The sequence below is a fragment of the Phyllobacterium sp. 21LDTY02-6 genome, from assembly GCF_023554255.2.
GTDB lineage: Bacteria > Pseudomonadota > Alphaproteobacteria > Rhizobiales > Rhizobiaceae > Phyllobacterium.
Genome location: NZ_JAMJWD020000001.1, coordinates 1,248,620 through 1,263,640, shown reverse-complemented (window position 1 = coordinate 1,263,640; position 15,021 = coordinate 1,248,620). Strand labels below are relative to the sequence as shown.

Below are 15,021 nucleotides of genomic sequence, written 5' to 3'. Positions count from 1 at the left end.
ACAGTCTGGAGAACATGGCGGCGCGGGTCAACCTTGGCAGGCCAATATCCGGGCTACTGTGGAAAAGAAAAAGGCGTGGAGGTGATCCACGCCTTTCGTTGCTAGTGCGCTGCCGCTTCTTCGGCCGCCGGCTTTCGCCTTCGCCCGAAAGAGCGCAGGGCCACATAGAAGACGGGTGTGAGGAACAACCCGAAGAATGTGACGCCCAGCATGCCCGAAAACACCGCCGTTCCCAGCGACTGGCGCATTTCGGCGCCGGGGCCCGTGGCGATCATCAGCGGCACGACGCCGAAGATGAATGCGAAGGCCGTCATCAGGATCGGACGCAGGCGCAGGCGGCTTGCCTCGATGGCCGCCTCGATCGGATCGGAGCCCTGTTCCTCGTGCTGGCGGGCGAACTCCACGATCAGAATGGCGTTCTTCGCCGCCAGCCCGATCAGCACCACGAGGCCGATCTGCGTCAGGATGTTGTTGTCCATGCCGCGCAGCCAGACGCCGATCAGGGCAGCGAGCACCGCCAGCGGAACGATCAGGATGATGGCCAGAGGCAGCACCCAGCTTTCATACTGGGCGGACAGGGCAAGGAACACGAACACCACCGACAGCGCGAAGATGAACACTGCCGTATTGCCCGTATTGCGCTCCTGGAAGGCAAGTTCCGTCCAGTTGAACGTCGTGCCCTGCGGCAAAGTCTTGGCCGCAAGCGCCTCCATCGAGTCGAGCGCCGCACCCGTCGAGACGCCCGGCGCAGCGCTGCCCTGCAAGGGCACCGATACGTACATATTGTAGCGCTGGACCAGCGACGGGCCGGTCGTGTCCCTGATTTCCACCAGCGTGCCAAGGGGAACGAGCGCACCGCTGGCCGATCTGACCTTGAGTGCGAGAATATCGTCCCGCTCGACGCGGAACTGCTGGTCCGCCTGTGCCCGGACTTGATAAACTCGTCCGAAGGCATTGAAATCGTTCACATAAGACGTGCCAAGATTGGTGGCAAGACTTTCGAAGATGTTCGGTATGGGAACGTTCAGCGCCCGCGCCTTGTCGCGGTCTATCTCAAGGAAATATTGCGGGCTGGAGGCAGAGAAGGTGGTGAACACGCCGGTCAGGCCCGGTGTCTGGTTGGCTTCGCCCATCATCTGGTAGGCCAGCGCCAGCACGCGGCGCATGTCGGAACTGTCGCGATCGAGCAGCTGCATCTTGAAGCCGCCCGACGTGCCGATGCCGTTGATGGGCGGCGGCGGCACGGCGATGATGAATGCCTCCTGTATGCTCTGCAGCGTGCCGTAGAGCTGGCCGATGATCGAATTCGCATCCTGGCCGTGTTCAAGCCGTTTCTCGAAATCGTCGAAGGTCGCGAACACCACGCCCGAATTGGAAGCATTGGTGAAGGTTGCGCCGCTGAAGCCCGAGAAGGCGACGGCGTTCTTCACGCCCGGTGTCTTGCGCACCAGTTCGGTCGCCTTCTGGATCGCGGCATCCGTTCGCGACAGCGACGCGCCGTCGGGCAATTGCACGACGACGATGGCATAGCCTTGATCCATGAGCGGTATGAAGCCGCGCGGGATGGAGGTCGCCATGAACCAGGTGGCGCCGAGCAGGGCGACGAACACCAGCAGCGACGCGACGATGCCTGTCGCCGAACTGACCAGATGGCGGATCACCCAGGAATAGCCCGACGCCATCTTGTCGAAGCCCCGGTTGAAGCCGTTGGCCAGCGACCGGCCGACCCTCGCCAGCGGATTGTTCGACTCCTTGTGCCCATGCGGCCGCAACACGATTGCCGCCAGGGCAGGCGACAGCGTCAGCGAATTGAGCGCCGAAATGGCCGTCGCAACCGCGATCGTGATGGCAAACTGGAGATAGAACTGGCCAGTAATGCCCGGTATGAAGGCGGTTGGCACGAAGACGGCGATGAGGACGAGCGAAATCGCGATGACCGCGGTGCCGACTTCGTCCATCGTCACATGCGAGGCTTCCTTCGGTGTCATCCCCCGCGCCAGGTTTCGCTCGACATTCTCCACGACCACGATGGCGTCGTCGACCACGATGCCGATGGCGAGCACCAGGCCGAACAGCGTCAGCATGTTGAGCGAGAAGCCGAAGGCGAGCAGGATGGCGAGCGTGCCGATCAGCGATACCGGGATCGCCACGATGGGGATGATGGCCGTTCGCCAGGATTGCAGGAATACGAGAACGACGAGCGCCACCAATATGACGGCCTCGATGATGGTCTTGTAGACCTCGTTGATGGATTCCGCGATGAACTCCGTCGGATTGTAGACGATGTCATAGGTCAGGCCATCGGGGAAATCCTTGGAGAGTTCCTCCATGGTGCTGCGGATGGAGGCAGCAGCGGCGAGGGCATTGGTGCCCGGGCGGCTGAATATGCCGAGCGCAACAGCCGGACTGCCGTTGAGATAGCTGTTGGTGACATAGTCCTTGGCGCCGAGCTCGATCCTGGCGACATCCTGCAATTGCACGAGACGGCCGGACTGGCTCGCCTTGACGATGACATAGCGGAACTGCCTTGCGTCGCTGAAGCGGCCCTCGGTCGTCACGGTATATTGGAACGCATTGTTGCCGGAAGTCGGTGGTCCGCCGATCGAGCCGCCGGAAACCTGCACGTTCTGGTCGCGCAGAGACTGGACGACATCGTCCGAGGTCATGCCATAGGCGGCAAGCTTTTCCGGGTCGAGCCAGATGCGCAGCGAATATTCGCGTTCGCCGAAGATGATCAGGTCGCCGACGCCATCGAGGCGCAGGAGCACGTCCCGCACCCGGCTGCGCGCGTAGTTGGAGGCGTAGAGCTGGTCATATCTCCCGTTGGGCGAGAGAATGTGAACCACCATCATCAGGTCCGGAGAGCTTTTGGTCGTCGTGATGCCGAGGCGGCGCACTTCCTCGGGCAGCCGCGGTTCGGCGATCGAAACGCGGTTCTGCACCAGGACCTGGGCCTTGTCGAGATCGGTGCCGAGCCGGAAGGTGACGGTCAGCGCCATGGAGCCATCGGCGGTCGAATAGGACGACATGTAGAGCATTCCCTCCACGCCGTTGACTTCCTGTTCGATGGGCGTCGCCACCGTATTGGCGATCGTCTCGGCATCGGCACCGGGATAGGAGGTGCGGATGACGATCGTCGGGGGTGCGATTTCCGGATACTGCGCCACGGGCAGCTGGGTATAGGCGATGCCGCCGACGATCAGCAAAACGATTGAAAGGACCGTCGCAAAGATGGGACGGTCCACGAAGAAATGTGCAAATCTCATTGCGCGGTCTCCGGAACAGGGGCATCGGCGGCCGCCGCGGACGAACTGTCCGCGGTGACGGCCTCCGGCGGCAATTCCGTCATTTCAGGCTTTACCTTGACGCCGGGCCGGATGCGCATGAGGCCGTTGACGACGATGGTCTCGTCGCCCGTCATCCCGGAGCGGATGACGCGATAGCCATAGAGCTTCGGCCCGATGCGGACGGGCTTCGGCGTGACGGTGCCATCCTCGGTGACGGTGAATACGATCCGCTCGTTCTGGTCCGATCCGATGGCCTCGTCGGGAACGAGAATGCCCCGGTAGCTGTTGGATGCCGCTACGTCGACACGGCCGAAGAGGCCGGGCTGCAGGACGAAATCCGGATTGGCGAAGCGCGCCCGGACCCGGACCGTGCCGGTCTCGCTGTCGATCCGGTTTTCGGCAAAGTCGACAGTCCCCTTGAACGGCTTTTCATTGGCGTCGGCCACCCGCACGGTGACCTCGATGCCGCCGCCGCCTTCCTGCAGGTTGCTGCCGCGCTCGCGGGCGGTCTTGGCATAGGAGAGCAGGTTCCTCTCGTCCACGTCGAAATAGAAATCGATCGGATCGAGCGAGACGATGGTGGTGAGGATGGTCTGGTCCGGCTGGACGAGATTGCCGACGGATATCAGCCGCCGGTCGATCCGGCCGCTGAGCGGCGCCGTGATCCTCGTATATTCGAGGTCGAGCCTGGCGCGGGCGAGGGCCGCTTCGGCGCCGCGGACATTTGCCTGCGCCGAAATGAAGTCCCGGCGCCGGTCGTCGAGCTGCGATGCCGACAATGTGCCGCTGCTGGCGAGCGACTCCGTGCGCTTGAACTGCGCCTCGGCATAGATGAGGGTGGTCTTGGCGACTTCCAGCGAGGCCTCGGCCTGCGACAGCGCAGTGATGTAGGGCCGCTGGTCGATCGTGAACAATGGATCGCCCTGCTTTACCAGGGCGCCGTCCTTGAACTCGATCTTGTCGAGATATCCGGCGACGCGCGACCGGATGGAGACCTGGTCGACGGCCTCGAAACGGCCGATGAACTCGTCGCTATCGACGACGTCGCGTACGACCGGCTTTGCGACCGTGACCGGAGGGGGCGGGGGAGGAGATGCCGCTTCCTGGGCAAAGGCCGAAGTGCAGGAAAACAGAAGGGCGGCGATGCCGGCCTTCAGGGTAGAATTCAAACTGGACGACAAAGGACAGGTCTCCATACAGTGAAACGTCCCGACGATTGGGCGACATCATTCTGATACAGATAAAAATGCTAGAACGAACTTCGCGAACGATCAGGTCGAGTAGTACAAATTCGGATTAAGCTAAGGTGCATGCGGGGAGATAGGACATAGCAGGGCAGCGCCATGAAAGGTTGCACGAGTTAGATTGACACTAGTCTCAAATCCCCATGCGGGCAGATTTGCACAGTTCCCGACGATTGTCACCTCGCAATCTGGAGTGGTATTGTGCGCTCCTGTCAATTTTGCGCGCCAGCCTGGCTCCACCATTGATTTTTGCGACCGAGCCGAGTAAAGGGAGCGACCAGTCGGTGACGGTGCGATTTCCAACCCAGTTTTGTGCTGCGGCATGTATTACGGCGAGGGCACAAATCGGAAGTCGAGTTGGAACAGGATTATATAATCAATGTGAAGACGAGCGAAGCTCGTCCATCCGCTTCCCGGAACCACGAAGGCAACAGTTTTCTTCCCGCAATTTGGCAAGAGTGCCGGTAACGGCGGGGCAAATGTTAGAAGTGAAGGTTTGGATATGCAGGTTACTGAAACGCTCAATGAAGGACTGAAGCGCGAGATCAAGGTCGTCGTTCCGGCCAAGGATCTGGAAGCAAAGCTTTCCGAACGCCTCCAGGGTGCCAGCGCCAAGGCGCGCATCAACGGATTTCGTCCCGGGAAGGTGCCTGTAAGCCATCTGCGCAAGGTATATGGCAAGTCGTTCATGGCGGAAGTCGTCAACGAGATCCTCAGCGATTCCTCACGCACCATTCTCTCCGACCGCAACGAGAAGTCGGCGACCCAGCCTGAAGTCGTCATGACGGAAGACGAGAAGGAAGCCGAGAAAGTATTGAACGGCGAGGCCGATTTCGAATTCTCGCTCAACTACGAAGTGCTGCCGGAAATCGAACTCAAGGACGCGTCGAAGATCAGCGTTACCCGCGAAGTCGTCGAAGTCACCGATGAGGAAGTCGAGGAGCAGGCCAAGCGCATCGCGAGTTCCGCCCAGACGTTCGAGCCCAAGAAGGGCAAGGCCGAAAGCGGCGATCGCGTCACCATGGATTATCTCGGCAAGGTCGACGGCGTTCCCTTCGACGGCGGCGCCGACACGGATGCGACGCTGGTGCTTGGTTCCGGCCAGTTCATTCCGGGCTTCGAAGACCAGCTGATCGGCGTCAAGGCCGGTGACGAGAAGGAAATCAAGGTCACGTTCCCCGAGCAGTACCAGGCCGCGCATCTCGCCGGCAAGGATGCCACCTTCGACATCAAGGTCAAGGAAGTGGGCAAGCCGGGCGAGATCGTGATCAATGACGAGACCGCCCAGTCGCTTGGCCTCGAGAATGCCGAGCGCCTGCGCCAGCTGATCCGCGAGCAGATCGAGAACCAGTACAAGTCGTTCTCCCGCCAGAAGGTGAAGCGCCAGATTCTCGACGCTCTCGACGGCGAGTACAAGTTCGAGTCACCGCAGCGCCTCATCGATGCGGAGTTCAACAATATCTGGTCGCAGATCACGCAGGATCTGCAGACCGCCGGCAAGACTTTCGAAGACGAAGAGACGACCGAGGAAGAGGCACGCGAGGAATATCGCAAGCTTGCTGAACGTCGCGTTCGTCTCGGCCTCGTCCTTTCCGAGATCGGCAACAAGGCCGGCGTCGAAGTGACGGAAGAAGAGCTGCAGCGCGCCGTCTACGATCAGGTTCGCCAGTATCCGGGCCAGGAGAAGCAGATTTACGACTTCTTCCGCAACACGCCGGACGCGATCAACGGCCTGCGCGCCCCGATCTTCGAAGAGAAGGTCGTCGACCACCTGCTCGAAAGCATCAAGGTGACGGACAAGACCGTGACCAAGGAAGAGCTGATGGCGGATGACGAGACCGACACCAAGGCGGAAGCCAAGAAGCCGGCCAAGAAGGCCGCGCCGAAGAAGGCTGCAAAGAAGAAGACCGACGACGAGGCTTGATCTCGTCTCGACCATGTCTCGAACGGGCCGCCTTGTGCGGCCCGTTTCATTTCAGGCTGTGTGCAAGCTCGACTGCGGCCTTGATCAGTTCGGCATTGCCCGCAGCCGGTTCGCCGTCCGGCAGGCGATTGTCGTCCTCGAGCCCGATGCGCGTATCATGCCCCATGATGATGGCCTGCCTGAACATCGGCCAGGCGCTGGCCTGGTCGCCATGCAGCAATATCGGCAGCGACATGCCGCCGGCTTCGAGCACGGCCAGAATTCCCGTCGCCACCTGCAGTCCTTCCGCCACATCCTGCTCGTTGATCTCGATGAGCACGCGCAGGCAGGATCGCGCCTGCCGCAGGGCGACGAACCGCCTTGCATCTGCCACCGACCATAGTCCCGCCTCGACGGCGATGCCTTTCGACAGCACGAGAGCGATCATGTCGGCCGCGTCGGGCTCGATGAGGTTGATCGAGACATAATCCGGCAGCACGCTCCAGGCGGAGATGGAGCGCTGGCGCGCGAGGCCGCCCGGCGGGATGCGCCAATGGGTGGAAAGGCCGATCGGCACGCCCGGAACCGCCTGGCGGATTACGCCGATCGTCTCCGCCACCACATTCGGATCGAGCGTTTCGCGGCGCTGGCTGTCCCTCGGATGGATGTGCAACTCGTCCGCGCCGGCGGCAATGCAATCTCGCGCATCGGCGGCGAGCTCGGCCGCGGTGCAGGGCACCCTGGCGTGGAAATCCGGGTTGCGATCGCCGTTCAGGCAGGCTTGTAACATGGTACTCCTCCTCAAGAAGCCCGAAGTCTACACCCGATGGCCCCGACGTCGCCGCTATTCCTGACATCAGGGGCAGGAACGGGCGGCGATGTCAGAAGAGCTTCAGCCCCTTCATGCTGGCATGGCCCTTCTTGCCGATGATGATGTGGTCATGGACCGCGATTCCCATCTGCGCGCCGATGCCGGCAATCGTCTTCGTCATCTCGATATCGGCCTTGGACGGGGTCGGGTCACCGGATGGATGATTATGCACTAAAACCAGCGCGCTCGCCGATAGTTGCAGCGCTCGCGCAATCACCTCGCGCGGGTAGACCGGGGTATGATCCACCGTTCCCGTCTGCTGGATTTCATCGGCGATGAGGGCGTTCTTCTTGTCGAGGAACAATATCCGGAATTGCTCGCGCAGTTCGAATGCCATTGCGGCGACGCAGTAATCCATGACCTTGTTCCATGAACTCAGCACCGTCTTTTCATGTATCTCGCTGCGGATGATGCGCTGGGCGAGGGCGGCGGCGAATTTCAGGTCGAATGCCGTGGCGGGACCGCAGCCCTTTACCTCGCGCAGGAGATTTTCCGGCGCCCCGAGCACCTCGCCGAGGGAGCCGAACCGCGCCAGCAGCGCTTTCGCCAGCGGCTTGGTATCGCCCTGGCGGATGGAGCGATAGAGCAGCATCTCCAGCAGTTCGTAGTCGGCAAGACCCGCATGGCCCGAGCGCTGAAAACGCTCCTTCATGCGCTCGCGGTGTCCGAGATAGTGCGGCGTCGGCTCGGCGGCATAGGGCATATGCGGCTGCGCGTTGTGAACATCGCTACCGACTTCAACGGCTGGTTGTTTGGAAGGGGGTGGGGCGGCTGTTTCGTTGAGGAAGAAAGGTTTTTGCTTGTCTTCTTCGCTCATGGCCACCCAGTTCTATTCGAGTTTCAATCGCGGGGCGAACAGGCCCGCGGGCGACAATGTGAATACTTCGCAGCCATCCGCCGTGACGCCCACCGTGTGTTCGTACTGCGCGGTGAGCGAACGGTCGCGCGTGACGGCCGTCCAGCCATCGGCCAGCACCTTCACATGCGGCTTGCCGAGATTGATCATGGGCTCGATGGTGAAGATCATGCCTTGCCGCAATTCGATGCCTTCATGCGGCGTGCCGTAATGAAGGATATTCGGCGCATCATGGAAGATCTGGCCGACGCCATGACCGCAGAAATCCCTGACCACGGAACAGCGTTCCGATTCCGCATAGGATTGTATGGCCGCGCCGATCGCGCCGGTGCGTGCGCCGGGGCGCACGGCCGCTATGCCGCGCATCAGGCTCTCATGGGTGACTTCCAGCAGGCGTTCGGCGGCGCGCTTGATCGTTCCGACCGGATACATGCGGCTCGAATCGCCATGCCAGCCATCGACGATATAGGTGACGTCGATATTGACGATGTCGCCCTCGCGCAGCGGCTTGTCGTCCGGGATGCCGTGGCAGACGACATGGTTGATCGAGGTGCAGCTGGATTTGGTGTAGCCGCGATAATTCAGCGTGGCGGGCAGGGCGCCATGGTCGGCGCCGAACTCGAAGACGAAGCGGTCGATCGTATTGGTGGTAACGCCCGGCGCGACGATGGAGGCAAGCTCGTCGAGGCAGCGAGCCGTAAGCTGGCACGCCTTGCGCATGGCCTCGAAGGCCTCCGGACCGTGAAGCCGGATCTGTCCGGTATTCTTCAGCGGCGCATGTTGTGCATCGAGATAGGTGACCATGGCGTCGTCCGATTGCTAGATAATGATAGGGATCGCGGCGATTGCAGCAATTCCTGCCGGAGTGATGTGGCATTTTACGGCGTAAGCTTCAACCCCGCGCGACATCGCTCTGTCGAACGCCGCCCGGTAGAGCGGGTCGAGGTCGCCGCAAATGCCGAGGCAATCGCAGTCGCCACGCTGAACGACGTAGAACATCACGCCACGATGGCCATTTTCCACCATGTTGCCGAGTTCGTCCAGATGCTTTGCACCGCGCGCCGTCGGCGAATCGGGAAATTCCGCGAGACCCGGGGTGCGCGAGAAGTGGACATTCTTGACTTCGACATAGGCGTCGCCGCGCACGGGATCGCTCAAGAGAAGATCGATGCGGGAACCGGCGCCGTATCTTTGCTCGCGGCGCAGCCCGCCATAGCCCGAAAGTTCCGGGATGAGCCCCGAAAGGATGGCCTCTTCCGCGATCCTGTTCGGCAGGCCGGTATTGACGCCGACCATTTCGCCGCCGACCTCGACGATTTGCAGCGTATGCGGATATTTGCGCTTCGCATCGCCGCTATGCGACAGCCATACCCTGATGCCCGGATCGGTCAATCCGAGCATCGATCCGGTATTGGGGACGGAACTGGTAATGGCGCGGCCATCATCGAGCACGATATCGGCGAGGAAGCGCTTGTATCTTTGCACAAGCCTGCCGGTGACGAGGGGATCCATGAAGTTCATGACCGGAGGATTAGCCGAATCGCCGCTGCGAATAAAGCGCCGCCGGGGACTTTTGCGGGGTGGCGGTCGGCAAGGGGGATGGATTTGCGAGCCTTCAGCGCGGGCTCCATGCTTTTTCTGCAATCAAATCAATCATCCTCATCCCGGGGCGGGTGGAAGCACGCGCTCTGTTCATGCACCGCACGACCCTCCCGGTGGGATGGATTTTCGGCCTCAGAAAATATTTTGCCCTGCAAGCCACTGATTTCGCTCATTCTTCCCCTCGGCTGCCAAAATAAATAACACGAACTTATCCCACCACTTTGGAACAGGGTTATTCTGCACAAATCCTTTCCAGTGGGGGAGCAGCTTCCGGTGCTGTTTCGATTGCTGGGAAAGGGTGGCGTTGCCGGAAGATCGGAAGTGACAACCCCGATTGGCCGGCAAACTGCAGATGGAAACGGAGGTAGCGCTTCGTTTTCCGGGTTGTTGCGTCTGACAAGCGCAACAATGGCAGGCAAAGACGTCGCGGGCGGTCTTCGGACCTCGACCCTGATACCTACTGACGCGCTGAAGACCGCCCGTCTCCCCCCATTTTCAATGACCAGACGCGATTTTGCGGGCGTGGTGCGGATTTTGGCTATTCAGGCACCTGTTCTGGCTGCCACCACAAAATCCCCTGAAGGTTAGCTCCCCCCATGATGAGCCAACCTCCCTCATGCTGAGCTTGTCGAAGCACGCACTATTTTGATGCAACCAAACAAGGGACTGCATCACCGTTGCAGCGCCCTTCGTGGTTCGGCGGGCTCACCAGGCTCAGGATGAGGGAGGTAGGGGTTTGCAGGGTGGTGGTTCTGCCAGCACGGGCTCCCAGCATGAGGGAGAGTAGCTTCCCAGGGTGGCAGTTGGCGTTGGCGGCTGGCAGAACGCTATTTCTGCAGGCTCGCGGAATGCGGTGCATGGGGTGCGTGCAGGAGGTTGGTTCGAGCCAGCGGCCCGTCCGACAGCATGACGAGTGTTGCAGCCATGAGACCGGCTGCGAGGAATATGATGGTGGTCCTGGTGTCTTTCGTGAATCTCATGCAGCGGTTATCGCCGCCAATACAGCCAGGATTATGATGCAATCTGGCCGCTTCGGGGGCAGGCAAAAGACCTGCCTTTCGAAAAAAGGCAGGTAAATTTGCTCTGGGGTGGGAGAATCGGGCCCGCTTGGAGGTTTAACCGAGCCCTGCTGCCCGATGGGAATCGTGGCAGTGATTTTATGATATGCCACCTCATCATTTCAGCCTCATAACTTTGTCTAACATGGCGTGACAAAGCTTGAAAAAGTGGGGCTGTTCTAAAGGGCGGGACTATCACATCTTATTGATAGGGACATCACCCTGAAGGAGGACGCTCATGAATTACAAGATCCTACTCCCAATCGTGGCACTTGCCGCCTTTACCTTGACCGCATGTGACAACAAGCCATCGGAAGGGACTGCAACGCCGCCGGCGACCACAACCGAACCCTCTACGCCTGCCACGCCGGCCCCTGCGGAACCCGCACCATCACAGCCGGCGCCCGCCAACTAGGCGCTCGCGCAAAAGGTTTCAAAGATGGCCGGCTGGACAGTCGGCCATTTTTCATTGGCCAGCCCGCTTGTGAGCTCGGTCATCTAAATGCTTGAATATCCAGGGAAAGAACCTGGTACGCCCAAGGGGAATCGAACCCCTGTTTCCGCCGTGAAAGGGCGGCGTCCTAGACCGCTAGACGATGGGCGCCCCGCAGGTAAGCGGCTTATAGTGAAACAGTTTTTCCGCCGCAACCCCATAAGTCATTCTTTTTTTGAAAAAGTCGATTTTGTGCAGAATTTTGTCGGGCGCGCGATCCGGCATCGCCGATCTCAGCCGCGTCGGCGCGAGCAGCGCCAGTTCCAGTCGCGGCGCGGGCCGATATCGACGTGCACTGATTCGGTATGGCAATAGGTTCCGACGCCGCCACGGCCGGACATGTTGCGGGCGAAATTCGCCAGTTCCCACTTCGAAACGCCGGGCACCTGGATGTCGGCGGCGGCACAGGACATGTGCAGCGATGCCTTCGCGCCGTTCACCTTGCGATTGTAGGGCGGGCTGCGATAGCCGGAGGTGACGATGACGTTCTTGCCGTATTTGCGTTCGATCGCCTTCAGCATGCCGACGAGCTGCGGCTTCAGGCAGGCGACATCGACCGATTCGCGCTGGACCTTGAGCCCGTTGGGCGCGAGGCGCGCCAGACCGGCCGCGGATGCGAGAATCACCGGAGTGCCCGCTGCCTCGACATCGTCATCGTCATAGAGGCTGTCGCGCTGCATGATCTGGATGCCGGCATTCGGGCGGACGCCGGGCAGGGACGCCAGACGTTCGCTCTTGCCCTCGTAGGATTCAGCCGACGGCAATGCAGAATCATCGCCCGATGCGGCTTTCGTGGCGCGCAGCTCCGGCTTCGACTGCGGATCGATGACCGCGACGAGGCGTTTTGAAGCCGGCCGGGAATTGTTGTTGGAGAAGAGCCTCAGCAACGCGCCGTTGGATTTCGGCGGCGTCGCCTTCGCCTGTGCCGGCGCGGCATAGGCCGCTTCCGTCTTCGTGCTGGCGTCGTCGGCGCTTACATCACCCTCGGCGCGGGCCTCGGTACCAGCGTCGGTCGCTGCGTCGGCTCCAGCAGCAGCCGGTGCCCCGGTGGAGGCGCCAGTGGACGCGCCGGTGGAAGCACTTGCCGTCGAGCTGCCGAAGAGCGAGGTGCGGACAGGCTGTTCGGCGCCCTGCGCCGCGCTTGCGGTCTGAACCGGCGTGTCCTTGGCCTTGCTCGATCCGAACAGCGACGTCTTCGTCTCCTGCGGGGCGGGCGCGGCCGCAGCCGGTTCCGCAGCGGCGGTGGCCGTCTCGGCCTTGGCGCCATCCTGAGCCTTGGCAGCCTCGGCAGGCTTGGCGGCGGCATTCAGCGCCTGGAGCGCGTTGGTCTCGGTGCTGCCGGCCAATGCCAGGGCGCGCGGCCCGACTTCCTGCGTGCCGCCGGAGGCCATTGCGCCGGTTTGCGCCGCCTTTTCCTGCTCGCCGTCAGGTGCGGATGCGGCCGGTGTCGCGGTGGACGTCGCAGTCGGGGCGAGGCCGGCGGTGAGGTTTGGATTGGAGACAGTCGACGTACAGGATGTGGCGGCGAGGGAAGCGAGCCCGACCATACATGCGATTGTGCTTGCCCGAAGGGCAGAGATTGAGCGCCGCAGTATTTTCAACGATTCCCCCGTCCTGGCATTCTATACCGGCCGATGCCTGGTCAGAACGCTTCTATAAGAGCAGTAAGCTCGCGAAGTCCTGTCGAGGTGCGTAATACACCCATAGAGAGCAAAAAGAACTAGTTGTTTTTGCTCGGCTGCACAAGACACGAACTATAACCAGAATGAGGCAAAAGCGTGATACGACACTTTCCTGCCTTTGTTGTTAACCTTGATATACAGGCGATCTTGCTTGGGCCGATACGATATCAGACCCGGACGCGCACATAGGTGCCGGGTGCATCGGCCAGCACTTCGACGTGATTCGCGCCGGGTTGGCGCGCGGCGACGCGCGCATCGTCCAGCGCCGTGATCCAATCGTGCCAGTGATTCCACCACGAGCCGGGATGTTCCTCGGTGCGCGCCAGCCAGTCCTCGAACGACCCCTCTGGCGCGCCGCCGGTCCAGTACTGATACTTGTTCTTGCCTGGCGGATTGACCACCCCGGCAATGTGGCCGGAACCGGAGAGGACATAGGTGACGTCGCCGCCGAAATGATGGCAGCCGGTGAAAACCGACAGCGCCGGCGCGATGTGATCTTCCTTCGCCGCCAGATTGTAGATCGGTATCTTCACGTCCTTCAGCGAGAGTTGCTCGCCCGCCAGCCGCATCATCCCGCGCACCAGATTGTTGTCGAGATAGCAATTGCGCAGATAGTAGGAGTGGTTGGCGGCGCTCATGCGCGTGGCGTCGGCATTCCAGTAGAGCAGGTCGAACGGCACGGGCTCGCGGCCGCGCATGTAATTATTGACCACATAGGGCCAGATCAGGTCGCCGGAGCGCAGCATGTTGAACGCCGTCGCCATCCGCGTGCCTTCGAGGAAGCCTTCCGCCGACATGGCATTCTCCAATGCCCGGATCTGGTCCTCGTCGACAAAGACCTTCAGGTCGCCCGCATGGGTGAAATCGACCTGGGTGGTGAAGAGAGTGGCGCTTTTTATCCGGTCCTCGCCTTCCTTGGCGAAGAGGGCGAGCGCGGCGCTCAGCAGCGTCCCGCCGACGCAATAGCCGATGGCGTTGATGTCCGTTTCGCCGGTGATCTTCTCCACCGTGTCGAGGGCGTAGCGCAATCCCTCATTGACATAGGCCGTCCAGTCCTTCTGCGCATGGCGCTGGTCGGGATTGACCCAGGAAATCACGAATACCGTGTGGCCATGATCGACCGCCCATTTGATGAACGACTTTTCCGGGTTGAGATCGAGTATGTAGAATTTGTTGATCCATGGCGGGCAGATCAGGAGAGGGCGCTTCAACACCTCTTTCGTGGTCGGTTCGTATTGGATGATTTCCGCGACTTCGCTTCTCGCCACGACCTTGCCGGGCGTCGTCGCAATATTTTCGCCGAGCGCGAACTTGGTCAGGTCGGACTGGCGCAGGCGCAGATCGCCGCCGCCGGCCGCAATGTCCTCGGCGAGCATCTTCATGCCCCTGACGAGATTCTCGCCATTGCTGGCAACCGTCTCCTTGTAGAGTTCCGGATTGGTCAGGAGGAAGTTGCTCGGCGACGCCGCCGCCGTCAGCTGCTTGACGTAGAACGAGGCCTTGTGGCGCGTATGTTCGTCGAGCCCCTCGGCGTTTTCCACCAGGTCGATGGCCCAGCGCGAGGTGACGAGATAGGCCTGTTTCAGGAAATCGAAGAACGCATTGCGGCCCCAGTCTTCATCGTTGAAGCGCTTGTCGTTCCTGTCCGGTTCGGCGACGGCCTCGACCTCCTCGCCGCCGAGACGCCTGATGGAATTGGCCCATATCTGCATATAGCTGGCGAAGAGCTTCGTCTGCGCCTCGACCGCGCGCGATGGCTCCGCCAGCCAGTATTCGGTGACCTTGGAGAAGGTTTTCACCACATCGGCGACGGGATCGGCGAGCGTGTCGCGCTTCATGCCTTTTTCGCGGGGCTCGACCCAGGCAGAGGCAGCCTTGCCGGCCTGCTCGATCATATGGGCGACGTTGCGCGCGAAAGCATCCGGATCCTTGACGACGTAGCTGTCGAGGTTCGGGAACTTGCCTCCCTTGCCGCCCTGATTATCCATGCAGTCGCTTCCTCCCGGTCACAGCATTCTTGACATG

General features: G+C 61.2%; 10 protein-coding genes and 1 tRNA gene. 1 reads left to right on the top strand and 10 read right to left on the bottom strand.

What is annotated here, in order from left to right; genetic code table 11:
• Positions 1–101: 101 nt before the first annotated feature.
• Both M8997_RS06095 and M8997_RS06090 read right to left on the bottom strand, forming a co-directional pair.
• Complete coding sequence (locus tag M8997_RS06095; protein WP_250018615.1) at positions 102–3,266, bottom strand: efflux RND transporter permease subunit; 3,165 nt, start codon at positions 3,264–3,266, stop codon at positions 102–104.
• Positions 3,263–4,468 (bottom strand): efflux RND transporter periplasmic adaptor subunit, encoded by a 1,206-nt coding sequence (locus M8997_RS06090; RefSeq protein ID WP_371929498.1) that lies wholly within the window; start codon positions 4,466–4,468, stop codon positions 3,263–3,265. The genes M8997_RS06095 and M8997_RS06090 overlap by 4 nt, the downstream gene beginning before the upstream one ends.
• A gap of 565 nt (positions 4,469–5,033) precedes the next feature.
• On the opposite strand from M8997_RS06090, the gene tig reads away from it, so the two are divergent.
• The gene (tig, locus tag M8997_RS06085; RefSeq protein WP_250018616.1) at positions 5,034–6,455 is read left to right on the top strand and encodes a trigger factor; all 1,422 of its coding nucleotides are present in this window, start codon (positions 5,034–5,036) and stop codon (positions 6,453–6,455) included.
• 46 nt (positions 6,456–6,501) lie between these two features.
• Here tig and M8997_RS06080 read toward each other — a convergent pair whose 3' ends face one another.
• The 8 genes from M8997_RS06080 to phaC all read right to left on the bottom strand — a co-directional run bounded on the left by M8997_RS06080 (position 6,502) and on the right by phaC (position 14,984).
• Positions 6,502–7,224 carry a 3-keto-5-aminohexanoate cleavage protein gene (locus M8997_RS06080; protein WP_250018617.1) on the bottom strand — a complete coding sequence of 241 codons (723 nt, stop codon included), beginning with the start codon at positions 7,222–7,224 and terminating at the stop codon, positions 6,502–6,504.
• A gap of 91 nt (positions 7,225–7,315) precedes the next feature.
• Positions 7,316–8,122, bottom strand: a complete 807-nt coding sequence (radC, locus tag M8997_RS06075) for a DNA repair protein RadC (protein ID WP_371929497.1) — start codon at positions 8,120–8,122, stop codon at positions 7,316–7,318.
• A 12-nt stretch (positions 8,123–8,134) separates the two neighbouring features.
• Positions 8,135–8,965 carry a type I methionyl aminopeptidase gene (gene map / locus M8997_RS06070; RefSeq protein WP_250018619.1) on the bottom strand — a complete coding sequence of 277 codons (831 nt, stop codon included), beginning with the start codon at positions 8,963–8,965 and terminating at the stop codon, positions 8,135–8,137.
• A gap of 15 nt (positions 8,966–8,980) precedes the next feature.
• Positions 8,981–9,682, bottom strand: a complete 702-nt coding sequence (sfsA, locus tag M8997_RS06065; RefSeq protein ID WP_250018620.1) for a DNA/RNA nuclease SfsA — start codon at positions 9,680–9,682, stop codon at positions 8,981–8,983.
• 908 nt (positions 9,683–10,590) lie between these two features.
• The gene (locus tag M8997_RS06060) at positions 10,591–10,743 is read right to left on the bottom strand and encodes a hypothetical protein (RefSeq protein WP_250018621.1); all 153 of its coding nucleotides are present in this window, start codon (positions 10,741–10,743) and stop codon (positions 10,591–10,593) included.
• Positions 10,744–11,349: 606 nt separating this feature from the next.
• Positions 11,350–11,425 (bottom strand) — tRNA-Glu (locus tag M8997_RS06055).
• A gap of 122 nt (positions 11,426–11,547) precedes the next feature.
• Positions 11,548–12,861, bottom strand: coding sequence for a YcbK family protein (locus tag M8997_RS06050; protein WP_250018622.1), 1,314 nt, complete (start codon positions 12,859–12,861; stop codon positions 11,548–11,550).
• Between the two features lie 302 nt (positions 12,862–13,163).
• Positions 13,164–14,984 carry a class I poly(R)-hydroxyalkanoic acid synthase gene (phaC, locus tag M8997_RS06045; RefSeq protein WP_250018623.1) on the bottom strand — a complete coding sequence of 607 codons (1,821 nt, stop codon included), beginning with the start codon at positions 14,982–14,984 and terminating at the stop codon, positions 13,164–13,166.
• Between the last annotated feature and the right edge of the window lie 37 nt (positions 14,985–15,021).